A 24,379-nucleotide genomic window follows, 5' to 3' on the forward strand; every position below is an offset into this window, starting at 1 on the left:
GGGCCGAGCGGTCGGTTCCTTGGGGGAAGTCATGGATGCGATCGATATTCTGGAGCGGGCAGGATCGGACGCCAGCGTTTTCCGGGGAGGCAAGGAGGCCCTGCAGGCCATCATCGGCACGGAGCTGGACACCGATCTGGCGGCAGCCCTGCTTGCAAGCGATGCCGAGGCGCTTTATCGCTTGCTGGGGCAGAGCATCCTGATCGGGTTGCAGATTCCGGCCGAGGAAGAAGAGGCGCCCGATGAGGACGAGGACGACGCTGAAGAGCGTCTGCCCGAATCCTGACCGCCTGCCTGCTTCCGGCCACGGCCGATGGCCTCTGCATCCATGCATGCGCGGACTTGCCTCCTTGCCATGGTTGGCGTGCTGCTGCTCGCCGGCCACGCGGACTTCGCACGCGCCCGGCCCGGGGCCGGGGCGGTGGATCGAGCCGCCTCGCTGAAGCTGGCCGACAGCATCAAGACCACCGACAACGCCCGCTTCGCGCGGCTGCTCGACGAGCTGGACCGCGAAGCGTCCCAGCTGCCTGACGAACAGCGCTGGTACCTGCGCTACCTGCAGGCATGGGAAGCGGCATGGGTGGGTGACTATCCCAGGGCGACGGAACTTGCGATCGCGGTTGCCGACGGCGCCGGCGACATCACGCTGCGCGCCAGGGCGGGCGCCACCTCGGTCAACATGCTGGGGCTGGGGCACCGCTACGCGGAAGCGTTCACGCGGCTGGACCGGATGCTCGAGCTGCTGCCGCGGGTGACCGATCCGCTGGCGCGGTTCCAGGTCGAGGGCGAGGCGCAGCAGCTCTACACCGGCGTGGAGCAGTACGATCTCGCCATCGCCTTCGCCAACCGCATGAAGCGCGAACTGGCCACCCCGGACGCGCAGTGCAAGGCGACCGTTTACGCGCTCAACGCGGAATACCACATGGGCGCGCTCGCATCGCCTGAACGCGATCTGCTGGCCGGCATCAAGCTTTGCACCGACGCGGGGGAAACGCTGTTCGCCGACGGCGCGCGTGGCTTTCTGGCCGACTACTACATGGACCGGGGCCGTATCGCGGACGCGATCGATCTGCTGGAAGCCAACTATGCGGACCTGCGACGCACCGGCTATCGCAACCTGATTTCCCAGTTCGACGCCCAACTGGCGCGGGCCTATGACCTGCGTGGGGACTCGGCCAGCGCCAGGCAACACGCTCTTGCGGCGATCCGCTCGAGCATCAGCGGCGAGTACACCAAGCCGCTGATCGATGCTTACCGGCTGTTGTACCGAATCGACCGCGAAGCCGGGCGCTACCGCGACGCCCTGTCGTTCCACGAGAAGTACATGGCCGCCGACAAGGCCTATCTGGACGACGTCAGCGCCAGGGCGCTTGCCTACCAGATGGTCAGGCAGAAGGTGCAGGCCAAGAAGACCGAGGTCGACGCCCTGGCGCGCAAGAACCAGATCCTCGAACTGCAGCAGGCGCTGGATCGCAAGGCGGTGGAGGCCAGCCGGCTGTACATCGCGGTGCTGGCGCTGGGGCTGCTGGCGATCGGCCTGTGGCTGCTGCGCCTGAAGCGCTCGCAGCTGCAGTTCATGCGCATGGCGCAGTGCGACAGCCTCACCGGCATCTACAACCGCAAGCACTTCATGAGCGAGGCCGAGTACTCGCTGCGCTATGCCCAGCGTTCCGCCCGGGGCGCCTGCCTGGTGCTGATCGACCTGGACCACTTCAAGCTGATCAACGACACCTATGGCCATGCCACCGGCGACCAGGTGCTGCGGCGCGCGGTGGCCGCTTGCCAGGAACACATGCGTTCGACCGACGTGTTCGGCCGCCTCGGCGGCGAAGAGTTTGGCGTGCTGCTGCCGGAGTGTTCGATGGACAGCGGCATCGAGCGCGCGGAAGCGATCCGCCGCAGTGTCGCCATGCTGAGCGACCAGCCGGATCCTGGCATCCCGGTATCGGCCAGCTTCGGCGTGGCGTTCACGGGCGAGTCCGGCTACGACCTGCGCCAGTTGCTCGTGGATGCCGACCAGGCGCTCTATCGCGCCAAGCGGGCCGGGCGCAATTGCGTGGTGGCGGGCAAGCAGGGCGAGGGGGTCGTGGTCGCCTGAGTGCGGCCACCCCGTCATTCCGCCCAGGATCCGGCGCGCCACCGCTCCAGCCGCGCCCGCATGCGCCGCATGTGGCTGCCTGGCCAGTACACCCGGCCGCATGCAGGACAGGCCTGGAACGGACCGGAAAGGCTGCGCGCCAGCGGCGGTATCTGTGCGCGTTCGTCCGGCGTGGCCTCGTGCAGTGGCATGTTGTCGAGCAGGCAGCGGGTGAACGGCGCGCGGCCCCAGTCGATGCCGAGCGCCATGGTCAGTTCCCTCGCCTGGGCATCCAGTCCGTCGACCGTGAGCAGCGCCACCCGGATGCCTCTGCCGGCATGCGCGGCCAGGTGCCGGTCGCGAGTGACGAGGAGGCGTGATTGCGCGTGGCACGTATCCAGGACCGCGCGGTCCATGGCACTGACCGACGCCAGTCCCGTGTCGTAGCCGGCCGCCCGCAACCAGTGGGCCAGGTTGGCCAGCATGGCGTCGCAGAACAGCGCGGGGATGTCACCGGGGGCGGCCATCGGTGTATTCAACCGATGCGCCGGATCAAGCGGCGTGAGCGTCGCCGGTCTGCTTCGACGGCGTCTAGCCGCCGTTCGCCAGATACGCCTCCAGGCGATCGAGCAACGTTTCCTGGCTGGGCAGGATCCTGGCGCGCGCCTGGGCCAGCGTGAACCAGGCGACCCGGTCGATTTCGGGAAAACTGGCAAGCTGGCCGCTGCGCGGCGGCCATTCCAGCTCGAACACGTTGCTGCGCAGCGTGACCGGGTCGAACTCACCCTCGAGCGCGAAGGCCTCGACCCATTTGCCGCCGCGCTGGCGCAGGCGTCCCAGCGGATGCAAGGGGCCCACCGCGGATACGCCGAGCTCTTCCTCGAACTCGCGGCGAGCGGCCGCCTCGGCTTCCTCGCCAGGCTGCAGCTCGCCCTTGGGCAGCATCCAGGCACCCTCGTCGCGCCGGCGCCAGAACGGACCGCCGGGGTGCGCAAGCAATACCTGCGGGCCGTCCTCGTGCAGGCGGTACATCAGGATGCCGGCGCTGGTGATGGGCATGCGTCCTCCTGTAGCGGTGGTGCAACGGCCGCGTTCACGCCGGTCACGGTAACATCCGGATTCCCCGACGATTCCCGGAGACCGCCATGGCGATCGGTTGGGCCGGCGACGGCGCCGTGCAGGATCAGATCGACGCGACCGTGAAGGACGCGATCAAACGAGCGCGCAGCAAGCTGCCGCAGGGCCCGAGCCTGGACCACTGCGAGGAGTGCGATGCGCCGATTCCCGAGGCGCGGCGCAAGGCCGTCCCCGGGGTGCGGTTGTGCGTGGCCTGCCAGGAGGCGCAGGACAAGGCGCAGCGCACGACCAGCGGCTACAACCGCCGCGGCAGCAAGGACAGCCAGCTGCGCTAGACCGTCCGGCCGTCCTTAACGGCCGGTATGAGCTCGCGTCGAGCATGCCGGGGCAGGGTGCTTGCCTCGTCCTCGCATGACCCCATGAAGGGTGTCCACGTCCGAAGGAGCCCCTTATGCACCATCCCGACGCAGCGGCCGCCGGCCAGTTCCGGATCGGCGGCGACATTCCGGTCAACCGCCTGGGCTTCGGCGCCATGCGCGTCACCGGCAAGGGCATCTGGGGCGAGCCCGCGGATCCCGAGGGCGCTCGCGCCACCCTGCGGGCCTTGCCGGAGCTGGGCGTCAACCTCATCGATACCGCGGACAGCTATGGACCCGAGGTCAGCGAGGATCTGATCCGCGAGGTGCTGCATCCATACCGGGGCATGCTGATCGCCACCAAGGGCGGCCTGACCCGTCACGGGCCGGATATCTGGGCGCCGCTGGGGCGGCCGGAGTACCTGCGCCAATGCGTGCTGATGAGCCTGCGACGGTTGGGCGTCGAGCGCCTCGACCTGTGGCAACTGCATCGCATCGACGCCAAGGTGCCGCGCGAGGAACAGTTCGAGGTGATCGCCCAGATGCGCAAGGAGGGGCTGATCAGGCACGTGGGCCTGAGCGAGGTCGGCGTGGAGGAGATCGAGGCGGCCCGCCGCCATTTCCCCGTCGCCACCGTGCAGAACCTCTACAACCTGGCCAACCGCAAGAGCGAGGCGGTGCTGGAGCATTGCCAGGCGCAGGGCATTGGCTTCATCCCCTGGTACCCGCTGGCCGCCGGCGACCTTGCCGCGCACGACTCGGTGCTGAGCCGCATCGCGCAGCGCCTGGGCGCCAGCAACGGCCAGGTCGCGCTGGCCTGGCTGCTCAAGCGCTCGCCGGTGATGCTGCCGATCCCCGGCACCTCGAAGGTGGAGCACCTGAGGGAGAACGTGGGAGCCGCGCAGTTGGAGCTGTCGGATGAGGATTACCGGGCGCTGGAAGCCGCCGCGCGTTGACGCTCCTTTTGAGCGAAGCCCATTTCCACCCATACCCTCCCTGAAGGGAGGAGCGGGCGGGATGGGGGTGTTCCCCGCACCCTGCCGCCCTCGTTATCCACCGCCTCCCACAGCTTATCCACAGACTTATTGTCTCGTCGGCTGAGAGCCTGCCGCGTATCCTCTCCCCCCGTGTCCGTCGCCACCGCCGGCGGTGCGGCAGCCTGCGAGGAACCCGAGCCCATGTCCTTTGTCCCCGAGCGCAAGAGCGGCCATTCCGCCGTCGAGGCGCTGCGCGTGCCACCGCACTCCATCGACGCCGAGCAGGCGGTGCTGGGCGGCCTGATGCTCGCGCCAGACGCGCTGGACAAGGTCGCCGACCGGCTGGGCGAGGGTGATTTCTACCGCAAGGACCACCGCCTGATCTGGCGCGCGATCAACGAACTGGCCAACAAGGGCATGCCCTGCGATGCGGTGACGCTGGGCGACTGGTTCGAGGCCAACGAACTGGCCGAGATGGTCGGCGGCGCGAGCTACCTGATCGAGCTGGCCAACGCCACGCCCAGCGCGGCCAATATCGGCGCCTACGCGGACATCGTGCGCGAGAAGTCGGTGCTGCGGCAGCTGATCGACGCCGGCACGGGTATCACCGAGGACGGCTACCGGCCCGAAGGCAAGAGCGTGCAGGAGGTGCTGGAGAGCGCCGAGCAGGCGGTTTTCAAGATCGCCGAGTCGGGCGCGCGCGGCAAGAAGGATTCGGTGTCGATGCGCGACGCGGTCAAGGACGCCTTCCGCCTGCTCACCGAGCGCTACGAGAACCGTGGCCAGCTGACCGGCATCTCCACCGGCTTCAATGACCTGGACGAGCTCACCTCCGGCCTGCAGCCGTCGGACCTGATCATCGTCGCGGCCCGTCCCTCGATGGGCAAGACCGCGTTCTCGGTGAACATCGCCGAGGCCGCCGCGCTGCGCGGCAAGAAGGCGGTAGTGATCTTCTCGATGGAAATGTCCGCTTCGCAGCTGGCGTTGCGACTGATCTCCTCCATCGGCCGCATCCACGCCCAGCATCTGCGCAACGGCGACCTGTCCGAGGAAGACTGGCCGCGCGTGACCAACGCCATCGCGATCCTGTCCGAGGCGAAGATCTTCATTGACGATACGCCCGGCCTCTCGCCGGTGGAGCTGCGCTCGCGCGCCCGCCGCCTGCACCGCGAGCACGGCGGCCTGGGCCTGATCGTGATCGATTACCTGCAGCTGATGCAGGTGCCCGGGAACAAGGAGAACCGCGCCACGGAGATTTCAGAAATCTCCCGTTCACTCAAGGGCCTCGCCAAGGAGTTGAACGTGCCGGTGATCGCCCTGTCGCAGTTGAATCGTTCGCTGGAACAGCGCGCCGACAAGCGCCCGATGATGTCCGACCTGCGCGAGTCGGGCGCCATCGAGCAGGACGCGGACGTGATCATGTTCATCTACCGCGACGAGTACTACAACAAGGAATCGGCGGACAAAGGCCTGGCCGAGATCATCATTGGCAAACAGCGAAACGGCCCGACCGACACGGTGAAGCTGACCTTCCTGGGCCACTACACCAAGTTCGAGAACTACGCGGCCGATTCGTTCGTTGGCTCATTCGATTGATGCGTAGCGGCGCCAAGCCCCTCTTCCCCGAGGTCGGTCTGGCGGAAACGGCCGGCGAAACGCGGAGGACTCCGCTTTTGGTCGGCTTCTACCCACCACGCCACGCCCGGCACGACCCATGAGCCGCACGACCACCGCAACGATCCACTTGGGCGCCCTGCGCCACAACCTCGCCCGCATCAAGGCGATGGCCAGCCCTGCGCGTGTCATGGCGGTAGTCAAGGCGGATGCCTACGGCCACGGCCTGGAGCGTGTCGCCCGCGCGCTGGATGCCCAGGCCGAATGCTTCGCCGTAGCCGCACTGGGCGATGGTCTGCGCCTGCGCGCGGCGGGCCATCGCCAGCGCATCGTGGTGCTGTCCGGCCCCGACCAGGGCGGCGACATCGCCGAGATGCAGCGCCTGCAACTGGATGCGGCCATCCACCATGAAAGCCAGCTGCACTGGCTGGCCGAGGCCCGCCCTGGCCGCGGCCGCCTGCGCGTGTGGCTGAAGGTCGACAGCGGCATGCACCGCCTGGGCTTCGCCCCGGAGCAAGTCGCCGGCGTGCACGCGCGCCTGGCCGCGATGCCCGGACTGGATCCGGAGATCGGCCTGCTCAGCCATTTCTCCGATTCGGAAGTCTTCGAGGGCGAGCAGACCCGCACGCAGATCACGCGCTTCGCCGGGGCGACCCGCGGCCTGGACGGGCCCCGTTCGCTGTCCAACTCCGCCGCCGTGCTCGGCTGGCCCGAGGCGCGTGTCGATTGGGTGCGCACTGGCGGCCTGCTGTACGGCCTGTCGGTGGTCGAGGGCAGGAGCGGCGCGGACTTCGGCTTCCGCCCGGCGATGACGCTGGCCACTCGCCTGATCGCCATCAACCGCATCGGCAAGGGCGAATCGATCGGCTACAACGGCACCTGGACCTGCCCCGAAGACATGCCGGTCGGCGTCGCCGCGGTCGGTTATGGCGACGGTTATCCGCGCAGCGCCGGCAGTGGCACGCCGGTGCGGGTTGGCGACACCCGCGTGCCATTGATCGGTCGCGTCTCGATGGACCTCATCACGCTCGACCTGCGTGACGCGCCGCAGGCGAAGGTCGGCGATCGCGTCACCCTGTGGGGCGACGACCTGCCCGTGGAAACCGTCGCCCGCCACGCCGGCACGATCAGCTACGACCTCACCTGCGGCATGACCCGCCGCGTGCTGTTCGTCGAGGACGAGAACTGATCCGCGCGTGGCATCCCATGTAGAGCGCACCCGTGCGAGACCGCCATGTAGGGTTCATCCCGCGCGGTCGCGCCCAGGTGCGCTCCTACAGGCGGATCCGGCGCCCCCTGTCTCGCTCCGTGCGAGGGCAGCGGGCTAAGCTCCCGTCTTCGACTACCGGAACTCCCCATGGCCAAAGCCAAGACCGCCTACGTCTGCACCGATTGCGGCGCCGAGCACTCCAAGTGGCAGGGCCAGTGCATCGAGTGCGGCGTGTGGAACACGCTGAGCGAAGTCGTGCTGGCGCCCGCGTCCACGGCGAAGGCCTCGGTAGGCGCGCAACGCTCCAGCTACGCCGGCAATGCGGCCGGGGCGGCCAGGGTCACCCCGCTCACGGCGGTGGCGCTGACCACCGAGGCGCGCACCCACACGGGCATCGGTGAGCTCGACCGCGTGTTGGGCGGGGGTCTGGTGCAGGGGTCGGTGGTGTTGATCGGCGGCGATCCTGGCATCGGCAAGTCCACGCTGCTGCTGCAGATGCTCGGCACGCTGGGCGCGCACCTGGCCAGCGTGTACGTCACCGGCGAGGAGTCGCTCTCGCAGGTGGCCGCGCGCGCGCAACGCCTGGGGCTGCCGCTGGAGCCGCTGCAGGCATTGGCCGAGACGTGCATCGAGCGCATTCTCGAACAGGCGATCGCCACGCGCCCGCACGTGCTGGTGATCGACTCTATCCAGACGATCTGGACCGAACTGCTCACCGCCGCGCCGGGCTCGGTCAGCCAGGTGCGCGAATCGGCCGCGAAGCTGACGCGCTTCGCCAAGGAAACCGGCACGTCCGTGTTCCTCGTCGGCCATGTCACCAAGGAAGGCGGCATTGCCGGTCCGCGAGTGCTGGAACACATGGTCGACGCGGTGCTGTATTTCGAAGGCGAGTCGGGCAGCCGCTTCCGCGTGCTGCGCGCGTTCAAGAACCGCTTCGGCGCGGTCAACGAGCTGGGCGTGTTCGCGATGTCCGACAAGGGCCTGCGCGAGGTGCCCAACCCCTCGGCGATCTTCCTTTCCGCGCATTCGGGACCGACCTCCGGCAGCGCCGTGATGGTCACTCGCGAGGGCACCCGCCCGTTGCTGGTCGAGGTACAGGCGCTGGTCGACCAATCCTCGCTGGGCAACCCGCGCCGCGTGGCGCTGGGCCTGGAGCAGAACCGCCTGGCCATGCTGCTGGCGGTGCTGCATCGCCACGGCGGCGTGGCGGCGTATGACCAGGACGTGTTCGTCAACGTGGTCGGCGGCATCCGCGTGCAGGAAACCGCAGCGGACCTGCCGGTCCTGCTGGCGGTGCTTTCCTCGCTGCGCGACCGCCCATTGCCGGACAAGACCATCGCATTTGGCGAAGTGGGTCTCTCCGGCGAGATCCGCCCGGTCCCCAATGGCGAGGAACGCCTGAAGGAAGCGGCTACCCATGGGTTCCGCCACGCCATCGTGCCCAAGGCCAACGCGCCCAAGAAGGGCAAGGTCGGCGAGATGGAGGTCATTGGCGTGGAGCGCCTGTCCCAGGCGATCGACGCCTGCCGTGACGCGTAGGGGCGCAAGGGCCAGCCCATCGACGCCGGTGCAGATAGCACGAACGGGTCGAGACTTGCCTGGCTACAGGCTCGGCATCGGACGGTGCAGGATCAGCTCCAGCACGAACTTCGAGCCGAAGAACGCCAGCACCAGCACCGCCATGCCGATCAGCGTGAGGTTGACGGCGCGGCGCCCGCGCCAGCCGGAGCGCCAGCGGCCGTAGAGCAGCACGCCGAAAACCAGCCAGGCGACAATCGACAATACGGTCTTGTGCACAAGGTGCTGGCCGAACAGGTTGCCCACGAACAGCGCGCCAGTGACCAGCGTGAGGGTCAGCAGCGCGAAACCGGCGGCGATTACACGGAACAGCAGCGTTTCGGTCAACGTCAGCGGCGGCAGCGCGCGCAGCCACGGACCGAACTGCCGATGGCGCAGGCCGCGTTCCTGCACAGCCAGGCCCAACGCCAGCACCGCTGCAATGGACAGCAGGCTGAAGGCCACCAGCGCGACGGTCACATGCAGCTTGATCTGCCAGTCCATCGCCACCGGCATGGTCGGCGGCGCCAGGAAGCTGTCGACCGCCAGCAGCACCGCGGCCAGCGGAAAGACCACCACGCCCAGCGCGGCGACCGGCCTGCTCAGGTTGACGAACAGGGTGAGCGCGGAGACGACGCAGGCGACGAGCGACAACGCCGCGAAGAAATGCAGATCCAGTGCTCCGCGATGCATGCCCAGCAGCACGCCGGCATGTGCCAGCACCGCGAGCATCGCCACCGCCAGGGCAGGGCGCTGCCAGGCCGACGACGGCTTGGTCGCTCCGTGCCCGAACAGTGGCCAGGCGAGCAGGCCGGACGCAAGCAGGTAGAAGGCGACGGCGGTGAGCGAAAGGGCGGGCAGCATGGGCGGCAAGTGTCGCATAGGGCTTTGGTGCGGTGAACGCCCGCCTGGCATTGCCGATTTCAGCGTCCGGGCCACCCCGATGCCACGGTGCCCGGGACATCGCCCCCTGGATGGAGACGTGTTAAGGGCCGCCGACGGAGCCCTCTGATATATTGGCCCGCTTGTTCCTGCCGATGCCGTAGCCCGCCATGTTCGAGTCGCTGAGCCAACGCCTCTCCACGACCGTCAACCGCCTGCGCGGTCGCGGTCGGCTGACCGAGGAAAACATCCGCGAGTCCCTGCGCGAGGTGCGCATCGCGCTGCTGGAGGCGGACGTCGCGCTGCCGGTGGTGCAGGCGCTGATCGAGCGGGTGAAGGTGCGCGCGGTCGGCCAGGAAGTGCTCAAGAGCCTGTCGCCGGGCCAGGCGCTGGTAAAGGTGGTCAGCGACGAGCTGACCAAGCTGATGGGCACGGCCAACGCCGAACTCAGCCTTGCACAGCAGCCGCCCGCGGTAGTGCTGATGGCCGGCCTGCAGGGCGCGGGCAAGACCACCACGGTGGCCAAGCTCGCCCGCTTCCTCACCGAACGCAAGAAAAAGAAGGTGATGGTGGTCAGCTGCGACGTCTATCGTCCGGCCGCCATCGAGCAGCTGCGCACGCTGGCCGAGCAGGTCGGCGTGAAGTTCTTCCCGTCCGAGGCGGGACAGAACCCGGTCGACATCGCCAAGGCCGCGATCGCCGCGGCCCGCCGCGAGGTAGTCGACGTGCTGCTGGTCGACACTGCCGGCCGCCTGCACATCGACGAAGCGATGATGGGCGAGATCAAGGCGCTGCATGCTGCGATCACGCCGGTCGAAACGCTGTTCGTGGTCGATTCGATGACCGGCCAGGACGCGGCCACCACTGCGAAAGCGTTCAGCGAGGCGCTGCCGCTGACCGGCGTGGTGCTGACCAAGACCGACGGCGACGCCCGTGGCGGCGCCGCGCTGTCGGTGCGCTACATCACCGGACGTCCGATCAAGTTCCTGGGCGCTGGCGAGAAGACCGATGCGCTGGAGCCCTTCCACCCCGATCGCGTGGCGCAGCGCATCCTCGGCATGGGCGACGTGCTTTCGCTGGTCGAGGAAGTCGAGCGCAAGGTCGACCAGGAGAAGGCGCAGCAGCTCGCCCAGAAGGTGATGAAGGGCAAGCGCTTCGACCTCAACGACATGCGCGACCAGCTCGAGCAGATGAACAACATGGGCGGCTTGGCCGGCCTGATGGACAAGCTACCGGGCGTGGCCAACCTGCCGGACAACGTGAAGTCGAAGGTCAACGACAACGAGATCAAGCGCATGGTCGCGATCATCGGTTCGATGACCAAGAAGGAACGTCGCCACCCCGACCTGCTCAACGGTTCGCGCCGTGCCCGCGTGGCGCGCGGTTCGGGCACCCAGCCGGCCGACGTCAACCGCCTGCTCAAGCAGTACATGCAGATGGAAAAGATGATGTCCAAGCTCTCCAAGGGCGGCACCAAGGGCCTGCTGCGGCAGATGCGCGGGGCCATGAAGGGCATGGGCGGGATGGGCGGCGGCTTTCCGCCGATGCGCTGAGCCTTGTCCTAACCTGGGCGAAGGGCGCAGCGCCCGACGTTGCGGCATCGCCAAGGTCTTCCCTTTTACCGAAAATCCACTAAAATGCCGCGTTTACCGCGCGCGGATCCCGTGCGTGCTGCCGGCACAGCCGGCACCTCTGGAGCTTTTACTTATGGTCAAGATTCGTCTTTCGCGCGGCGGCGCCAAGGGCCGTCCCTTCTACCACGTCGTTGTCACCGACCAGCGCAACAAGCGTGACGGTCGCAGCATCGAGAACGTGGGCTTCTACAACCCGGTCGCGTCCGGCAAGGACAAGCGCCTGGAGCTCAACGTCGAGCGCGTCAACGAGTGGATGGGCAAGGGTGCCCAGCTGACCGACAAGGTCGCCGCTCTGCTCAAGGAAGCCGGCAAGCAGCAGGCTGCTGCCTAAGCATGGCCGCAGCCGGTCGGCGCGTCCTGGTCGGACGCATCGTCGGGCTGCACGGCGTGCAGGGTGGGCTCAAGATCGAATCCTGGACCGAACCGCGCACGCAGATCTTCAAGTACCAGCCCTGGCTGCTCGAAAAGGCGCCGGGCGAGGTCAGGGAAGTCGCCGGGATCAAGGGACATCCGCAGGGCAAGGGGCTGGTTTGCCAGTTGCCGGGAGTGGATGACCGCGATGCGGCGGCCGCGCTGGTCGGGCAGGACATCTACGTCGCCCGAGAGCTGCTGCCACCGCCCGGCAAGGACGAGTATTACTGGGTCGACCTCGAGGGTCTGGAGGTCGTCACCACCGAGGGCGTCGTGCTCGGACGGGTCAGCCACCTGTTCGCCACTGGCGCCAACGACGTGGTGGTGGTGAGGGACGGCACGCGCGAGCGGCTGGTGCCTTTCATCCAGGGGACTTACGTGCGTTCGGTGGACTTGTCCGGCGGGCGCATGGTGGTGGACTGGGATCCGGAGTTCTAGCAGGCGAGGGATCCGATGCGCATCGATGTCGTCACGTTGTTTCCCGACTTCATGCGCCAGTGCGCCGCCGTCGGTGTCGTGGGACGCGCGCAGCAGCGCCAGTTGCTGCAGGTGGAAACCTGGAACCCGCGCGACTACGCCACGGACAATTACCGAACCGTGGACGGCCGCACCTGCGGCGGCGGACCCGGGATGGTGATGTTGATCGAGCCCTTGCGGGCGGCCATGAAGGCCATGCGCGAGGCGGTGCCGGAGCCGGCGCACGTGATTTACCTCAGTCCGCAGGGAGCGCGGCTGACGCAGGGCAGGGTGGAAGCGCTGGCGAAATTGCCGCGCATCGCCTTGCTCTGCGGGCGTTACGAGGGTGTGGACGAACGCCTGCTGGCGCGCGAGGTCGACGAGGAGCTTTCCATCGGCGATTATGTGCTGTCCGGGGGCGAGCTGGGCGCCGCGGTGATCATCGACGCGGTAGGCCGGTTGCAGGAGGGTGCGTTGAATGACGCGCAGTCCGCCGAGCAGGATTCGTTCTCGAACGGGTTGCTCGACTGTCCCCACTACGCGAAGCCGGTGCATGACGCACTCGGTGACGTCCCGGAGGTATTGCTCTCCGGCGACCACGCGGCGATCCGCCGTTGGCGCCTGAAGCAGTCGCTGGGACGGACCTGGCTGCGAAGGCCCGACCTTTTGGCGCAATGCGCGCTGGACAAGACGTCCCGCGCATTGCTCGAAGAATTCCGCCGTGAGCATGCTCGACAGGAGCAGCAGCGGCACGACGAAGCGGCCGTCAAGCCGCAGTAATTGCAAATTTCAATCAGGTGTTGCCATGAACAAGATCATCGAACAGTTCGAAGCCGAGCAGATCACCCGCCAGCTGCCGGAATTCGGCCCCGGCGACACCGTGGTGGTCAACGTCAAGGTGAAGGAAGGCAACCGCGAACGCGTGCAGGCCTTCGAGGGTATCGTCATCGCCAAGCGCAGCCGCGGCCTGCATTCGGCCTTCACCGTGCGCAAGATCTCGCACGGCACCGGTGTGGAGCGCGTGTTCCAGGCGCACAGCCCGGCGATCGATTCGGTGCAGGTCAAGCGCAAGGGCAAGGTGCGTGGCGCCAAGCTGTACTTCCTGCGTGGCCTGGAAGGCAAGGCTGCCCGCATCAAGGAAGACATCGCCGCCGTGTCGGCCGCCAAGGCTGCCGCCAAGGCCGCTGCTGCCGCCGAGTAAGCGCAGCCGGATTTGTCTGGCGACGAAAGCCCCGCGGAGCGATCCGCGGGGCTTTTTGCGTTCAACGCCATCGATTGCCATGCGTGCGGGCCCGCAATGCGCCGCTGTAGGAGCGCCCTGGGCGCGGCATGACGGGAGTGTTTCTCCCGCCTGCATCGCGGTCGCGCCGAGGGCGCTCTACCGTGGCCGGATCTGTGGCCGGCTACATCAGCCGCTGCGGCTCCTGCAGGAAATTGCCCTGCACGAAATCCACGCCGCAGGCGAACAGCAGCGAGGTGCTGGTTGCGTCCTCGACCCACTCGGCCACGGTCAGGCGCTTCGCTTCGTGGGCCTGCACGCAGATCTCCCCGATCTTCTTCTGGTTCTCGGGATGCTGCGGCAACTGGTTCATGTAGGTGCGGTCGATCTTCAGGTAGTCCGCATCGATGTGGGTCAGCAGCTGGAACGAGTTCAGGCCCGAGCCGAACTGTTCCAGCGCGAACCGCCCGCCCATCTTCTTCCAGCGGGTGATGAACTCCTGCGCGGGACGCAGCAGGGTCACCACCTTGCTCTCGGTCATCTCCAGCACGATCTGGCCCTGGCGCAGCGCGGCCCGCTTGAGCCGGTCTTCCAGCCAGGGCAGGAACGTGGGGTCTTGCATCGATTGCGCCGTGAGCTTGACGAAGAAGGTCGTCTGTACACCCTGGCCGTCGCGAGACTTGAGCATCTCGATGGCGCGGTTGAGCACCCAGCGATCGATCGCCGGCGTCAGGGCGTGCTTTTCGGCGATCGGCATGAAGAAGCCGGGCAGGACCTCGCCCTGCGGCCCGTTCATGCGTAGCAGCACCTCGGAGTACTCGCCCTCGGCGTCCTGCAAGCTGATCGTGTGCTGGTGGTAGAGCACGAAGTTGTCCTGCTCCAGCGCCTGCTTGAGCAGCTGCAGCCAGTAGCGCTCGCGCTCCTCCTCGGCCTTCTCGCGGGCGGCCGGGTCGTGCAGTTCGCTGCGGCCGCCGCCCTGGCTGTGCGCGTTGCGCAGCGCCTGGCTGGCCTGGTTGAGCAGCAGCTCGGCATTGGCGTTCTTCTCGCCCAGCAGGCTGCCGCCGATGCTCGCGGTAACCGTGATCGAACGGGTGCCCGCGTCGAAGATGTCGCTGGCAACGGCCTGCAGCACGCCGTCGATCCATTGCTTGATCGCCTCGTCGCTGCGCGAGTCCAGCATCACGCCGATGGTGTGCTCGGCCAGCAGGCCGGCCATGTCGGTCTCGCCCAGCAATGCGCTGATACGGCCCGCGAACGCGGCGAGCAGCTCATCGGCCTGGCCCAGGCCGATGCCGGCCACGATGGTCTGCCAGTTGTCCGGTTCGATCAGGAGCAGCGTCTGGCCCTTCTTGCCCTTGGCCGCGGCGGCAACCGACTCGTCGATGTACTCGAGCGTGCGGGCGCGATTGAACAGGCCGGTCACCGCATCGCGCTGCAATTGCTCGATCAGCGCAGGGTCGACCTGCTGGCGGCGGAACACGATCTGCAGGCAGGGTTCGCCCTCGAACGTGGCGCCGGCGAATTCGACCGTGGCCTTGAAGGTGCTGGCGTCGGCGCGACGGGCCTGCAGCTCGACCTGGTTGGATGCCTTCTCCTTGCGCGAGTGGGCGCGCAGGAGGTTCTTGAAGGCCTCGGCGTCGGCGGTGCCGATCATGTCCAGCACGGGCAGGCCGAGCAGGTCGTCGAAGTCCTCGTAGCCGAAGGTTTCCAGATAGGCACGGTTGGCGCGCACGTGCATGCCTTCGTGCACATAGGCGATGGGGTCGGTGGAAGAGTCGAGCAGGGCGTCGCAGCGCCGCTCGGATTCGCGCAGCGCGGCCTCCAGCAGGCGCACCTGGCGGCGCGTGTGCAACGCCTCGAACTCGCGCTGCAATACCGCGATCAGCTGCTTGGGCTGGGTGCGCAGCGCGGTTCCGCGCACGCCGCCGGCGAACATCTCGGCCACGCTCTGGGTGTCGAGCTGGTTGACCAGGGCCAGCAGCGCGACGTCGCGGCCGTGCACGTCGAGCAGATGGGCCACCTCGCGCAGCTCCATGCCCGCGGCCGGGTCGAACAGCACGATATCGGGCTCCAGCTCGTCCAGCGCCGCCTGTACCTGGTCGGTCTGGGTTGCCCGTGCCGGACGCACCGCGATGCCGGCGTTGCGCAACAGGCTGATGATCTGTTCGGCGTCCTCGACCGATTTCTCGACGAAGAGGATCTTGATGACGGAGTCTTTTTTCATTGAGCCCTGGCGGCTGCCCCTGGATCGGCTGGGTCGCAGGCGCCCCTCGCCGCGACCGGAAGGGCGAGCGGTTCCAGCCGCTCACCTTCATCCCGGGTTTGTAACGGATTCGCTCACATAGCGCCAGCGGCAAGTCGCCCAAAGGCAACGCCCGCCTCACCTGATGGCGTATCCGGTTACAGCGGGCGTTTGGACGCGTCCCCGGCGACTTCGCGCACCAGCCGCGGCACGAGATAGCCGGGCAGGCGCTGGCGCAGCGTCTCGACCAGGCCCAAGGCCCGCGCGTCATCCACCTCGAAGTGGGCGGCGCCCTGCACGCGATCGAGCTGGTGCAGGTAATAGGGAAGCACACCCGCGGCGAACAGGCGCTCCGACAGCAGCGCCAGGGTGTCCGCGTCGTCGTTGATCCCGCGCAGCAGTACCGACTGGTTGAGCAGGGTGGCGCCGGCCTGGCGCAGGGCGGCGCAGGCGGCATCCACGGTCGGGTCGAATTCGTTGGCGTGGTTGGCGTGCAGCACGATGACCTTCTGCAACGGCAGGGCGTCCAGCCATGCCAGGAAGGAGGCGTCGATGCGCTCGGGCAGTACCACCGGCAGGCGCGTATGGATGCGCAGGCGGGTGACCTGGGGCAGGTCGGCCAGGCCGCGCCCGAGTTCCTCCAGCTTGGAGGTAGACAAGGCGAGCGGGTCGCCGCCGGACAGGATCAGTTCGCTGATCGACGGATCGGCCTGGAGGTGCGCCAGCGCCTGCCGCCACTGCCCGGCAGCGGCGATTTCCTCGCCATAGGGAAAATGCCGGCGGAAGCAGTAGCGGCAGTTCACCGCGCAGCTGCCGCTGGCGATCAGCAACGCGCGGCCGTGGTACTTGTGCAGCACGCCCTGCGCTTCCCGGGCGGCCAGATCCCCCACCGCGTCGATCACGAAACCCGGCACCTGCTCGAGTTCGGCCAGCTGCGGCATTACCTGCAGCAGCAGGGGGTCGCCGGGATCGCCCCGGCGCATGCGCGCCACGAAGCCGCGCGGCACCCGCAATGCGAAGCCGGCATCGGCCGGAGGCAGCCGATCGGCCAGGTGCGCGAGCCCCACGGCGGCAAGCAATTCGCCTGCGTCGGTAATGGCATCCCGCCACAGCTCGCGCCAGTCGGGCGCGGTCGGCGATAGGCGGGGAGCGGGGCTTGCGGTTATCATGGCGGGCCTTGAAGCGGGCCTGCGGCCCGTGCAAATACCTATTTTAGCCGCCGGAACGGCGGTGTTTACCTCTGGAGCAGAAAGCGCATGGCGACCGCCGGTCTCAACGACGTCAAGAAGGGTATGAAGATCCTTCACAACAATGATCCGTGGGTCATCACCGACGCCGACTTCATCAAGCCCGGCAAGGGCCAGGCGTTCACCCGCATCTTCATCCGCAATCTGAAGACCGGCCGCACCACCGAGCAGACGATGAAGTCGTCCGATTCGTTCGAAGTCGCCGACGTCAACGATACCGACATGCAGTACCTGTACTCCGACGGCGAGTTCTGGCACTTCATGCAGCAGGAAACCTTCGAGCAGCACCAGGCCACCAAGGCGGGCGTGGGCGATGCGGCGAAGTGGCTCAAGGGCGAGGAAGAGTGCGTGGTCACGCTGTTCAACGGCGAGATCATCACCGTGCAGCCGCCGAATTTCGTCGAGCTGAAGATCACCGAGACCGATCCGGGCGTCCGTGGCGACACCTCCGGCGGCGGCGGCAAGCCGGCCACGCTCGAGACCGGCGCCGTGGTGCGCGTGCCGCTGTTCGTGGGCACCGACGAGGTGATCAAGGTCGACACCCGCACCGGCGAATACGTCAGCCGCGTCGGCAAGTAAGCGCCGGCAGCAGCAAACCGACGGCACGGCAGCGCAGGCGCCGTGCCGTTTTCGTTCCACCGTTACACGAGACCGCGATGACCGAAGCCACCACCGAGATCGACCTCCTCATCGAAGCGCGCTGGGTGGTTCCCGTGGAGCCGCACGCCGTGGTGCTGGACAACCATGCGGTGGCAATTGACGGTGGGCAGATCAAGGCGATTCTGCCGATCGCCCAGGCGCGCGGGCTCTACGCGCCGCGCGAGTGGGTGGAGCTGTCCGAGCACGCGCTGATCCCCGGCCTGGTCAACACCCACACGCACAATCCGATGACGCTGCTGCGCGGCCTGGCCGACGACCTGCCGCTGATGACCTGGCTGCAGCAGCACATCTGGCCGGCAGAAGCGAAGGTGATCGGGCCGGAGTTCGTGCGCGACGGCGTGGAACTGGCGGTGGCCGAGATGCTGCGCGGCGGCACCACCTGCGCCAACGAGAACTACTTCTTCCCCGACGTGATCGGCGCGACCTACCGGCGGCTCGGCTTCCGCGCCGTGGTTGGCCTGCCGGTGATCGAGTTCCCGACCGCCTGGGCCAAGAGCCAGGACGAATACTTCGAGCGCGCGGGTGAAGTGCACGACAGCTTCCGCGGCGACGGCCTGGTCGGCACGGCGTTCGCGCCGCATGCGCCCTACACCGTGTCCGACGAGAGCTTCGCGCGCATCCGCGTGCTTGCCGACCAGCTCGACATCCCGGTCCACCTGCACCTGCACGAGACGGCCCACGAGGTCGAGGAAGAGAAGAAGAAGTCCGGCCTGCGCCCGTTCCAGCGCCTGCAGAAGCTCGGCCTGGTCAACGACCGCCTGATCGCGGTGCACATGACCCAGCTGACGGACGGCGAAATCACCGCCTGCGCCGAGGCCGGCGTATCGGTGGTGCATTGCCCCGAGTCCAACCTCAAGCTTGCCTCCGGCTTCTGTCCCGCGGAAAAGCTGCGCCGGGCCGGCGTCAACGTGGCGATCGGCACCGACGGTTGCGCCTCGAACAACGACCTGGACATGATCGGCGAACTGCGCACCGCGGCGATCCTGGCCAAGGCGGTCGCTTCGGATGCCGCTGCGTTCGACGCCGCCTTCGCGCTGCGCGCGGCCACGCTCAATGGCGCCAGGGCGATGGGCCTGGACAGCCGCATCGGCTCGATCGAGCCGGGCAAGCAGGCCGACCTTGCGGCGGTGCGGCTGAGCGACATCGAAACACAGCCGCTGTTCCACGTCGCCTCGCAACTGGCCTACGCGGCCAGCCGGCACCAGGTGACCGACGTGTGGATCGCCGGTCGCCGCAAGCTGGCCGCGCGTGAACTGGTCGACCTCGATCCGGCGGCGATCCTGGCCAAGGCGCACGCCTGGCGCGAGCGCATCGCCGCGTTCTCGTAAGGACGTCCATGAATCTTTATCTCGTCATGGTCATGCGCCGTTCGCAGTTCGACCCCGCGGTAGTGCCCGCGCACCAGCGTTTCCTCGACGAACTGCGCGCGGAGGGACGCGTGGAACGCTCGGGCCCGTTCGGCGACAAGTCCGGCGGCGCTTACCTGCTGCGCGCGGCAGGCCAGGAGGAGGCACGTGCGATCGCCCATCGGGACCCGACCCACGTCAGCGGCGGTTGGGACGTCACGGTGTACGAATGGCAGGCCCGCTAGCCATCCGCTCCTTCAAGAAGCCTGCGTTTTGAAAGGACTGCTTCCATGACCGAAACCACCGCCAACGTCAGCCCCGACGAAATCGCCCGCTTCGACAAGCTGGCCGCCCGCTGGTGGGACCCCGACGGCGAATCGCGCCCGCTGCATGACCTCAACCCCGTGCGTGCCGCCTACGTTGCCGCCCGCGCGGACCTGCGCAGCGCGAAGGTGGCCGACGTCGGCTGCGGCGGTGGCCTGCTCAGCGAGGCGCTGGCGCGCGAGGGCGCGAAGGTGACCGGCATCGACCTCGGCGAGAAGGTGATCGAGGTGGCGAAGCTGCACTTGTTCGAGTCGGATCTGCAAGTCGACTATCGGGTTCAGTCTTCCGCGGCCCTGGCCGCCAGCGAACCGTCCAGTTTCGATGCGGTCTGCTGCATGGAGCTGATCGAGCACGTGCCCGATCCCGAAGCGCTGGTGAACGATCTGGCCGCGCTGCTGAAGCCGGGCGCACGCCTGTTCATGTCCACGCTCAATCGCACGCCGGCCGCCTTCGGCGCGGCGATCCTCGGGGCCGAGTACGTGATGCGCCTGCTGCCTCGCGGCACCCATCACTATGCGCAGTTCCTCAAACCCTCCGAGCTCGGCCGCCTGATCCGTCATGCCGGGCTTGAGCTGGAAGACGTTTCCGGCCTGGCCTACAACCCGATCACGCGCAAGGCTTCGTTGAGCCGCATTACCGCGGTCAACTACCTGCTGTGCGCGCGCAAGCCGGCATGAAGTCGTTTCCGCCAACGCTCGAAGGCGTGCTGTTCGATCTCGACGGCACGCTGCTGGACAGCGCACCGGACCTGTACGCCGCGCTGGAGCGACAGTGCAAGGAAGAAGGCGTTCCTGTGCCGCCCTACGCGCCGGTGCGCGAGGTGGTTTCGCGGGGCGCGAAGGCGGTGTTGCGTTGCGCCTTCGGCCATCTGGGCGAGCCCGCGGTGGAGGCGCGCGTGGAGCGCTACCTGGCGCTGTACGAACAAGTCATGGGCACGGCGACGCACCCGTTCGAGGGCATCGAACCGATGCTCGCCCAACTGGAGGCGGCCGGCGTGCGTTGGGGCATCGTCACCAACAAGGCCGGCTTCCTCACCGAAGAGTTGCTCAAGCGGATCGGCTGGGACGGCCGCGCCGCGGCGGTGGTCAGCGGTGACACCTTGCCGGTAAAAAAGCCCGACCCGGCGCCCGTGCGCCTGGCCTGCGAGCGCGCCGGCATCGATCCGGCCCGCAGCCTGTTCGTGGGCGACGACCGCCGCGACGTCATGGCCGGCGCCGCCGCCGGCCTGTACACCGTGGCCGTGGCCTGGGGCTACCTCGACGGTGGCGATCCGCGCGAATGGCATGCCGACGCCGTGCTCGACACGCCCGCCCAGTTCGCCCTCTGGTTGCGCCGCGGGCAGGCGGTGGCGTGATGGAGGTCGGCCACGATGCCCTGCAAAGCTACGTCAACAAATGGCTCGCGGCCCAGCCGGCCCAGCGTGTGGCGCTCGCGTTCGTCGATCCCGCGCGCCACGCCGGCCACATCGCGCTTGCCGCGCTGGAGCAGGAACTGCTTACCGCCGCCTACGGCATCCGCGAGCCGCACGTGGCCGCCACCAAACTGAACTGGTGGGCGGAGGAGCTGGCTGGCGCCGCGCAAAGCGGCGGCCGTCATCCGCTGACCCAGGTGCTGTTCGACGATGAACGCACCGACCGCATCGACAGCGAGCGCTGGCTGGCGCCGGTGGTCGCGGCCATGGCCCAGTTGGAAGAGGGCACCGCGGCCGACTTCGGCGCCCAACTGGCGGCCGCTTCGCAGCTGCACGGTGCGTTGGCCGCGCTCGAGACCGCCTGGTGGTTCGGCGAATCGGCCTCGCCCGAGCGCGCCGCGCGGGTGGCCGCGATCGCTCACCTGCTGCACGCGCTGCGCCGGCTGGATGACGATGCCGAACGCGACCGCCTGCCGCTGCCGATGACGTCGCTGGCCCGCCATGGCCTGCGACGCGACGAGCTGCGACGTGCCGGCGCCGCGCGCAACACGGCCGTGCGCGGCCAGCTGGAGGAGCTCACGGCCGCCTGGCGCGAGGCGTCGCGGTTGGCGGGGCCGCTCAGCGTATTCCGCGCCGTCGAATCGCATGCGGGCGAGCGCCTGGCGCGGCGCGCGGCCGGCGCCGCCGAGCCGCTGCAGGTCCTGCAGCACGCGCGTCCGTCCGGTGGCCTGGCGACGACCTTGGCGGCCTGGCAGGCCGCGCGGCGCTGGCGTCGCGGGAATGCCGCCTGACCAAACCGCGGGCAAGTGGCCAGGCACTCAACACAGTGTTTCCGCAGCATGCCTGTTGCCCCCGCGCGCGCTGCCCCAAAATAGAAAGCCCGCACGGCCCCCGCCTGCCGCAAGGACATCCCATGCACAGCCACGAAAACACCGCCCGCCTGTTGCCCGACGTCGCTGGCCAGGCGCAGCCGCACCTGGCCGGGGCGCTGGACTGGGTGGGCATGGACGGCATCGAGGTACCGGTGCGCTTCGATGCCGGCGACGGCAATGTGGAGCGGGCCAGTGCGCAGGTGGGCGCGTTCGTCAACCTGACCCGGCCGGACAAGCGTGGCATCCACATGTCGCGGCTCTATCTGCTGGTCGACAGGCACCTCAGCGCCAAGCCCCTGGATGCGGCGATGATCGAGGCGCTGCTGCAGGCGTTCCTCGAATCCCACAGGGATCTTTCCGACCGCGCCCGCATCAGTATCCGCTTCGACCATCTGGTGCGTCGGGAGGCCTTGCGCAGCGGCAACAGCGGCTGGCGTGCCTACCCGGTGTCGATCGAGGCGAGTCTGGGCGCCGACGGTTTCCAGCTCGAACTCGGCACCGAGGTGGTCTATTCCTCCACCTGTCCGGCATCGGCTGCGCTGTCGCGGCAGCTCATCCAGGAACAGTTCTCGCGGGATTTCGATGCCTCCAGGCCGGTCGACCATGCGGCCGTCATGGCCTGGCTGGGCAGCGAGCAGGGCATCGTCGCCACGCCGCATGCGCAACGCAGCGTCGCGCGGTTGCTGGTGCGCCTGGCCGACGGCGTCGGCTTCGACCTGATCTCCACACTCGATCGCGTCGAACGGGCGCTGGGCACGCCGGTGCAGACGGCAGTCAAGCGCGAGGATGAACAGGCCTTCGCGCTGGCCAACGGCGGCAACCTGATGTTCTGCGAGGACGCCGCGCGGCGGATCCAGAAAGCGCTGGACGCCGACCCGCGCATCGCCGATTTCCACGTGCGGCTGGAACACCAGGAAAGCCTGCACCCGCACGACGCGGTGGCCTACGCCAGCAAGGGCGTGCCGGGCGGCTACGGCTCCGCCGCGTAATCGGATCCTTTTCCCGCATTCGGGGAAATTGACAGCGGCCCCTTTTGCGGTCCGGATGCCCGAATGGCAATCCGCCACATCCGGACGACGCTGCCCTGCCGCCCTGGCCATCCGTTACATCAGCGCTCCCCGTGGGAACGGCAGCGCGTCAAATGGAAATGCGCGGGAACCGGGTCTTCGCCACCGTCGCACAGCGGCTGGCAGCGAAGGATGCGCCACAGCGCCAGCACGCTGCCGCGCAGAGGACCGAAGCGCACGATGGCAATCCGTGCATAATCGGAACAACTGGGATGGAAGCGGCAACGCTGACCCAGCAGGGGGCTCAACAAGCGTTTGTAAGCGCCAAGCAGGAGGAGCAGGAATCGGGTCACTTCGTTCACGCAGCCAGAACGGCTCGCGGCATGTAGTGCCTTGAAGTATTCCAGATGCCTGTTGATGGTGTAAGACGCATGGGCTATAACACCCGGCCGCCACGGCCAAAACGGTGAAGGGAAATGGCGAAAACGACGCGTAGTTCGACCGCCGCCAAGGCGCAGAAAGGGAAGACTGCGGGAAAGGCGAAAGAAGCCAGGACGACCAAGCCCAAGGTCGCCGCAGCCCGGGCCGGCAAGAGCGCTGCCACCGCCAAGAAGGCCGCGCCCGCCCGCAAGCCGGCCGCCAAACCGGCGTCGGCGAAGAAGCCCGTTGCGCGCAAGCCGGTCGCCGGCAAGGCCGCCGCGAAGCCGTCGACCAAGCCGGCCAGCAAGGCCGTGGCAAAGAAGGCTCCGGCCAAAAAGGCGCCTGCCGCCAAGACACCTGCCAAGAGCGCCGCGCGCAAGCCGGCTCCGGCGGTGAAGAAGGCCACGCCTGCCGCCAAGGCCAAGCCGGCACCGAAGGTCGCGGCCAGGAAGCCGGTCAAGCCCCAGCCGAAGGCCGCGCCGAAGAAGATGGCGAAGCCGGCAGCCAAGGTGGCCCCGAAGAAAGCGGCACCTGCCAAGCCGGTGGCAACGCCTGCGAAGAAGGCAGTCGCGAAACCGGCTGCGCCGCAGCCGTACAAGATCGTGAGCAAGCCCGCCGCAAAACCGGGCAAGCCATCATCGGCGCGACCGGCGACACCGGCGGTCGCGACCAGGCAAACATCTCCATCACCCGCCGTTGCGCCCATGAAGGGCAAAGTGGCGAGTGCCGTCGCCATGGTGACCCCACGCGTGGCCACGGCCACCGCCCGCCATACCCCACCCAAGAAACAGAAGACCCCGCAGTCCTCAATGAATAATTCCGCTACAACTCTCGACAATGGCGTGACCCGCGAGGATGGCCGTTACGCCCTGCCTTCCACCATCAACATCGACCTGCCCAAGGGTTACCGTCCCTCGAACGACGAGGAGTACATGAGCCCCAAGCACCTCGCCTACTTCCGCAACAAGTTGCGGGACTGGCGCGACCAGCTGGTCGAGGAATCGCGCCAGACGATGGAAAACCTGCGCGACGAAGTGCGCGACGTCGGTGACGAGGCCGAGCGTGCCACCCGCGAAACGGAAAACTCGCTCGAGCTGCGCACCCGCGACCGCTATCGCAAGCTGATCTCCAAGATCGACAAGGCCCTGCGCCGGATCGAGGAAGGTCGTTACGGCTATTGCGAGGAGACCGACGAGGAAATCGGCCTGGAGCGCCTGGACGCCCGCCCGATCGCCACGCTGTCGCTCGACGCGCAGGAGCGTCGCGAGCATCTGCAGAAGCAGATGGGCGACTGACGTCATCGATCCGATCGAGACGAAGCCCCGCGCAATGCGGGGCTTCGAGTTTCAGACAGGTAGCATTCCCTTGTAGGAGCGCATC

The 24,379-nt window shown here is 67.9% G+C and carries 26 protein-coding genes; 20 read left to right on the plus strand and 6 right to left on the minus strand.

The genetic code is table 11. From position 1 onward, the window contains the following. Nucleotides 1-31 precede the first annotated feature (31 nt). Complete coding sequence (locus LQ772_RS05180) at nucleotides 32-286, plus strand: hypothetical protein (RefSeq protein WP_231324648.1); 255 nt, start codon at nucleotides 32-34, stop codon at nucleotides 284-286. A 42-nt stretch (nucleotides 287-328) separates the two neighbouring features. Continuing rightward, nucleotides 329-2,098 carry a GGDEF domain-containing protein gene (locus LQ772_RS05185; protein ID WP_231324649.1) on the plus strand — a complete coding sequence of 590 codons (1,770 nt, stop codon included), beginning with the start codon at nucleotides 329-331 and terminating at the stop codon, nucleotides 2,096-2,098. A gap of 14 nt (nucleotides 2,099-2,112) precedes the next feature. On the opposite strand, the gene LQ772_RS05190 is transcribed toward LQ772_RS05185, so the two are convergent. Then, nucleotides 2,113-2,604: a Mut7-C RNAse domain-containing protein gene (locus LQ772_RS05190; RefSeq protein WP_231324651.1), complete on the minus strand. Its 492-nt coding sequence runs from the start codon at nucleotides 2,602-2,604 to the stop codon at nucleotides 2,113-2,115. A gap of 64 nt (nucleotides 2,605-2,668) precedes the next feature. Beyond that, the gene (locus LQ772_RS05195; protein WP_231324653.1) at nucleotides 2,669-3,136 is read right to left on the minus strand and encodes an NUDIX hydrolase; all 468 of its coding nucleotides are present in this window, start codon (nucleotides 3,134-3,136) and stop codon (nucleotides 2,669-2,671) included. A gap of 86 nt (nucleotides 3,137-3,222) precedes the next feature. Here LQ772_RS05195 and LQ772_RS05200 point away from each other — a divergent pair, with 86 nt between their 5' ends. The 5 genes from LQ772_RS05200 to radA all read left to right on the plus strand — a co-directional run bounded on the left by LQ772_RS05200 (nucleotide 3,223) and on the right by radA (nucleotide 8,850). Beyond that, entirely contained in the window at nucleotides 3,223-3,489 is a 267-nt protein-coding gene (locus tag LQ772_RS05200) for a DksA/TraR family C4-type zinc finger protein (protein WP_231324655.1), read from the plus strand. Between the two features lie 116 nt (nucleotides 3,490-3,605). Next, nucleotides 3,606-4,466, plus strand: coding sequence for an aldo/keto reductase (locus tag LQ772_RS05205; RefSeq protein ID WP_231324657.1), 861 nt, complete (start codon nucleotides 3,606-3,608; stop codon nucleotides 4,464-4,466). Nucleotides 4,467-4,688: 222 nt separating this feature from the next. Then, a complete protein-coding gene (locus tag LQ772_RS05210) occupies nucleotides 4,689-6,083 on the plus strand; it encodes a replicative DNA helicase (RefSeq protein WP_231324659.1) in 1,395 nt (464 codons plus the stop codon). A 118-nt stretch (nucleotides 6,084-6,201) separates the two neighbouring features. After that, the gene (alr, locus tag LQ772_RS05215; RefSeq protein WP_231324661.1) at nucleotides 6,202-7,290 is read left to right on the plus strand and encodes an alanine racemase; all 1,089 of its coding nucleotides are present in this window, start codon (nucleotides 6,202-6,204) and stop codon (nucleotides 7,288-7,290) included. Nucleotides 7,291-7,458: 168 nt separating this feature from the next. Next, on the plus strand, nucleotides 7,459-8,850 hold the full coding sequence (gene radA, locus LQ772_RS05220; RefSeq protein ID WP_231324663.1) for a DNA repair protein RadA: 1,392 nt from the start codon (nucleotides 7,459-7,461) through the stop codon (nucleotides 8,848-8,850). Nucleotides 8,851-8,913: 63 nt separating this feature from the next. On the opposite strand, the gene LQ772_RS05225 is transcribed toward radA, so the two are convergent. Then, entirely contained in the window at nucleotides 8,914-9,732 is an 819-nt protein-coding gene (locus tag LQ772_RS05225; protein ID WP_231324665.1) for a cytochrome C assembly family protein, read from the minus strand. A gap of 188 nt (nucleotides 9,733-9,920) precedes the next feature. Here LQ772_RS05225 and ffh point away from each other — a divergent pair, with 188 nt between their 5' ends. From ffh to rplS, 5 genes are all read left to right on the plus strand, one after another. After that, nucleotides 9,921-11,303, plus strand: coding sequence for a signal recognition particle protein (ffh, locus tag LQ772_RS05230; RefSeq protein ID WP_231324666.1), 1,383 nt, complete (start codon nucleotides 9,921-9,923; stop codon nucleotides 11,301-11,303). Nucleotides 11,304-11,457: 154 nt separating this feature from the next. Continuing rightward, a complete protein-coding gene (gene rpsP, locus LQ772_RS05235) occupies nucleotides 11,458-11,715 on the plus strand; it encodes a 30S ribosomal protein S16 (protein ID WP_231324668.1) in 258 nt (85 codons plus the stop codon). Between the two features lie 2 nt (nucleotides 11,716-11,717). After that, the gene (gene rimM / locus LQ772_RS05240; RefSeq protein ID WP_231324670.1) at nucleotides 11,718-12,233 is read left to right on the plus strand and encodes a ribosome maturation factor RimM; all 516 of its coding nucleotides are present in this window, start codon (nucleotides 11,718-11,720) and stop codon (nucleotides 12,231-12,233) included. 15 nt (nucleotides 12,234-12,248) lie between these two features. Then, nucleotides 12,249-13,031 (plus strand): tRNA (guanosine(37)-N1)-methyltransferase TrmD, encoded by a 783-nt coding sequence (trmD, locus tag LQ772_RS05245; protein ID WP_231324672.1) that lies wholly within the window; start codon nucleotides 12,249-12,251, stop codon nucleotides 13,029-13,031. A gap of 25 nt (nucleotides 13,032-13,056) precedes the next feature. Then, nucleotides 13,057-13,452 carry a 50S ribosomal protein L19 gene (gene rplS / locus LQ772_RS05250; RefSeq protein WP_209621135.1) on the plus strand — a complete coding sequence of 132 codons (396 nt, stop codon included), beginning with the start codon at nucleotides 13,057-13,059 and terminating at the stop codon, nucleotides 13,450-13,452. A gap of 202 nt (nucleotides 13,453-13,654) precedes the next feature. Here the strand turns inward: rplS and LQ772_RS05255 are convergent, their stop codons facing one another. Both LQ772_RS05255 and epmB read right to left on the minus strand, forming a co-directional pair. Then, the gene (locus tag LQ772_RS05255) at nucleotides 13,655-15,694 is read right to left on the minus strand and encodes an EAL domain-containing response regulator (protein WP_231324673.1); all 2,040 of its coding nucleotides are present in this window, start codon (nucleotides 15,692-15,694) and stop codon (nucleotides 13,655-13,657) included. A gap of 176 nt (nucleotides 15,695-15,870) precedes the next feature. Next, on the minus strand, nucleotides 15,871-16,881 hold the full coding sequence (epmB, locus tag LQ772_RS05260; RefSeq protein WP_231324675.1) for an EF-P beta-lysylation protein EpmB: 1,011 nt from the start codon (nucleotides 16,879-16,881) through the stop codon (nucleotides 15,871-15,873). A gap of 87 nt (nucleotides 16,882-16,968) precedes the next feature. Between epmB and efp the strand changes: the two genes are divergently transcribed. From efp to folE2, 7 genes are all read left to right on the plus strand, one after another. Further along, nucleotides 16,969-17,538, plus strand: coding sequence for an elongation factor P (gene efp, locus LQ772_RS05265; protein WP_231324677.1), 570 nt, complete (start codon nucleotides 16,969-16,971; stop codon nucleotides 17,536-17,538). A 77-nt stretch (nucleotides 17,539-17,615) separates the two neighbouring features. Continuing rightward, nucleotides 17,616-18,947 (plus strand): TRZ/ATZ family hydrolase, encoded by a 1,332-nt coding sequence (locus LQ772_RS05270; protein ID WP_231324679.1) that lies wholly within the window; start codon nucleotides 17,616-17,618, stop codon nucleotides 18,945-18,947. A gap of 8 nt (nucleotides 18,948-18,955) precedes the next feature. Further along, on the plus strand, nucleotides 18,956-19,210 hold the full coding sequence (locus LQ772_RS05275) for a YciI family protein (RefSeq protein ID WP_231324681.1): 255 nt from the start codon (nucleotides 18,956-18,958) through the stop codon (nucleotides 19,208-19,210). 45 nt (nucleotides 19,211-19,255) lie between these two features. After that, complete coding sequence (gene ubiG / locus LQ772_RS05280) at nucleotides 19,256-19,966, plus strand: bifunctional 2-polyprenyl-6-hydroxyphenol methylase/3-demethylubiquinol 3-O-methyltransferase UbiG (RefSeq protein WP_231324683.1); 711 nt, start codon at nucleotides 19,256-19,258, stop codon at nucleotides 19,964-19,966. Beyond that, nucleotides 19,963-20,643 carry a phosphoglycolate phosphatase gene (gene gph, locus LQ772_RS05285; protein WP_231324685.1) on the plus strand — a complete coding sequence of 227 codons (681 nt, stop codon included), beginning with the start codon at nucleotides 19,963-19,965 and terminating at the stop codon, nucleotides 20,641-20,643. The genes ubiG and gph overlap by 4 nt, the downstream gene beginning before the upstream one ends. Beyond that, nucleotides 20,643-21,491, plus strand: a complete 849-nt coding sequence (locus LQ772_RS05290; RefSeq protein WP_425600839.1) for a squalene/phytoene synthase family protein — start codon at nucleotides 20,643-20,645, stop codon at nucleotides 21,489-21,491. The genes gph and LQ772_RS05290 overlap by 1 nt, the downstream gene beginning before the upstream one ends. A 122-nt stretch (nucleotides 21,492-21,613) precedes the next feature. Next, complete coding sequence (folE2, locus tag LQ772_RS05295) at nucleotides 21,614-22,561, plus strand: GTP cyclohydrolase FolE2 (RefSeq protein WP_231324689.1); 948 nt, start codon at nucleotides 21,614-21,616, stop codon at nucleotides 22,559-22,561. 119 nt (nucleotides 22,562-22,680) lie between these two features. Here folE2 and yidD read toward each other — a convergent pair whose 3' ends face one another. Then, the gene (yidD, locus tag LQ772_RS05300) at nucleotides 22,681-22,932 is read right to left on the minus strand and encodes a membrane protein insertion efficiency factor YidD (RefSeq protein ID WP_231325923.1); all 252 of its coding nucleotides are present in this window, start codon (nucleotides 22,930-22,932) and stop codon (nucleotides 22,681-22,683) included. A gap of 123 nt (nucleotides 22,933-23,055) precedes the next feature. Here yidD and dksA point away from each other — a divergent pair, with 123 nt between their 5' ends. Then, nucleotides 23,056-24,294, plus strand: a complete 1,239-nt coding sequence (gene dksA / locus LQ772_RS05305; RefSeq protein WP_231324691.1) for an RNA polymerase-binding protein DksA — start codon at nucleotides 23,056-23,058, stop codon at nucleotides 24,292-24,294. The last annotated feature ends 85 nt before the right edge of the window (nucleotides 24,295-24,379 follow it).

Source organism: Frateuria edaphi, from assembly GCF_021117405.1.
Lineage (GTDB): Bacteria > Pseudomonadota > Gammaproteobacteria > Xanthomonadales > Rhodanobacteraceae > Frateuria_A > Frateuria_A edaphi.

Bases quoted from the DNA above. Each gene is read 5' to 3' on its own strand.
- LQ772_RS05180 (WP_231324648.1), top strand. From the start codon at position 32: ATGGATGCGATCGATATTCTGGAGCGGGCAGGATCGGACGCCAGCGTT.
- LQ772_RS05185 (WP_231324649.1), top strand. From the start codon at position 329: ATGCATGCGCGGACTTGCCTCCTTGCCATGGTTGGCGTGCTGCTGCTC.
- LQ772_RS05190 (WP_231324651.1), bottom strand. From the start codon at position 2,604: ATGGCCGCCCCCGGTGACATCCCCGCGCTGTTCTGCGACGCCATGCTG.
- LQ772_RS05195 (WP_231324653.1), bottom strand. From the start codon at position 3,136: ATGCCCATCACCAGCGCCGGCATCCTGATGTACCGCCTGCACGAGGAC.
- LQ772_RS05200 (WP_231324655.1), top strand. From the start codon at position 3,223: ATGGCGATCGGTTGGGCCGGCGACGGCGCCGTGCAGGATCAGATCGAC.
- LQ772_RS05205 (WP_231324657.1), top strand. From the start codon at position 3,606: ATGCACCATCCCGACGCAGCGGCCGCCGGCCAGTTCCGGATCGGCGGC.
- LQ772_RS05210 (WP_231324659.1), top strand. From the start codon at position 4,689: ATGTCCTTTGTCCCCGAGCGCAAGAGCGGCCATTCCGCCGTCGAGGCG.
- alr (WP_231324661.1), top strand. From the start codon at position 6,202: ATGAGCCGCACGACCACCGCAACGATCCACTTGGGCGCCCTGCGCCAC.
- radA (WP_231324663.1), top strand. From the start codon at position 7,459: ATGGCCAAAGCCAAGACCGCCTACGTCTGCACCGATTGCGGCGCCGAG.
- LQ772_RS05225 (WP_231324665.1), bottom strand. From the start codon at position 9,732: ATGCTGCCCGCCCTTTCGCTCACCGCCGTCGCCTTCTACCTGCTTGCG.
- ffh (WP_231324666.1), top strand. From the start codon at position 9,921: ATGTTCGAGTCGCTGAGCCAACGCCTCTCCACGACCGTCAACCGCCTG.
- rpsP (WP_231324668.1), top strand. From the start codon at position 11,458: ATGGTCAAGATTCGTCTTTCGCGCGGCGGCGCCAAGGGCCGTCCCTTC.
- rimM (WP_231324670.1), top strand. From the start codon at position 11,718: ATGGCCGCAGCCGGTCGGCGCGTCCTGGTCGGACGCATCGTCGGGCTG.
- trmD (WP_231324672.1), top strand. From the start codon at position 12,249: ATGCGCATCGATGTCGTCACGTTGTTTCCCGACTTCATGCGCCAGTGC.
- rplS (WP_209621135.1), top strand. From the start codon at position 13,057: ATGAACAAGATCATCGAACAGTTCGAAGCCGAGCAGATCACCCGCCAG.
- LQ772_RS05255 (WP_231324673.1), bottom strand. From the start codon at position 15,694: ATGAAAAAAGACTCCGTCATCAAGATCCTCTTCGTCGAGAAATCGGTC.
- epmB (WP_231324675.1), bottom strand. From the start codon at position 16,881: ATGATAACCGCAAGCCCCGCTCCCCGCCTATCGCCGACCGCGCCCGAC.
- efp (WP_231324677.1), top strand. From the start codon at position 16,969: ATGGCGACCGCCGGTCTCAACGACGTCAAGAAGGGTATGAAGATCCTT.
- LQ772_RS05270 (WP_231324679.1), top strand. From the start codon at position 17,616: ATGACCGAAGCCACCACCGAGATCGACCTCCTCATCGAAGCGCGCTGG.
- LQ772_RS05275 (WP_231324681.1), top strand. From the start codon at position 18,956: ATGAATCTTTATCTCGTCATGGTCATGCGCCGTTCGCAGTTCGACCCC.
- ubiG (WP_231324683.1), top strand. From the start codon at position 19,256: ATGACCGAAACCACCGCCAACGTCAGCCCCGACGAAATCGCCCGCTTC.
- gph (WP_231324685.1), top strand. From the start codon at position 19,963: ATGAAGTCGTTTCCGCCAACGCTCGAAGGCGTGCTGTTCGATCTCGAC.
- LQ772_RS05290 (WP_425600839.1), top strand. From the start codon at position 20,643: ATGGAGGTCGGCCACGATGCCCTGCAAAGCTACGTCAACAAATGGCTC.
- folE2 (WP_231324689.1), top strand. From the start codon at position 21,614: ATGCACAGCCACGAAAACACCGCCCGCCTGTTGCCCGACGTCGCTGGC.
- dksA (WP_231324691.1), top strand. From the start codon at position 23,056: ATGGCGAAAACGACGCGTAGTTCGACCGCCGCCAAGGCGCAGAAAGGG.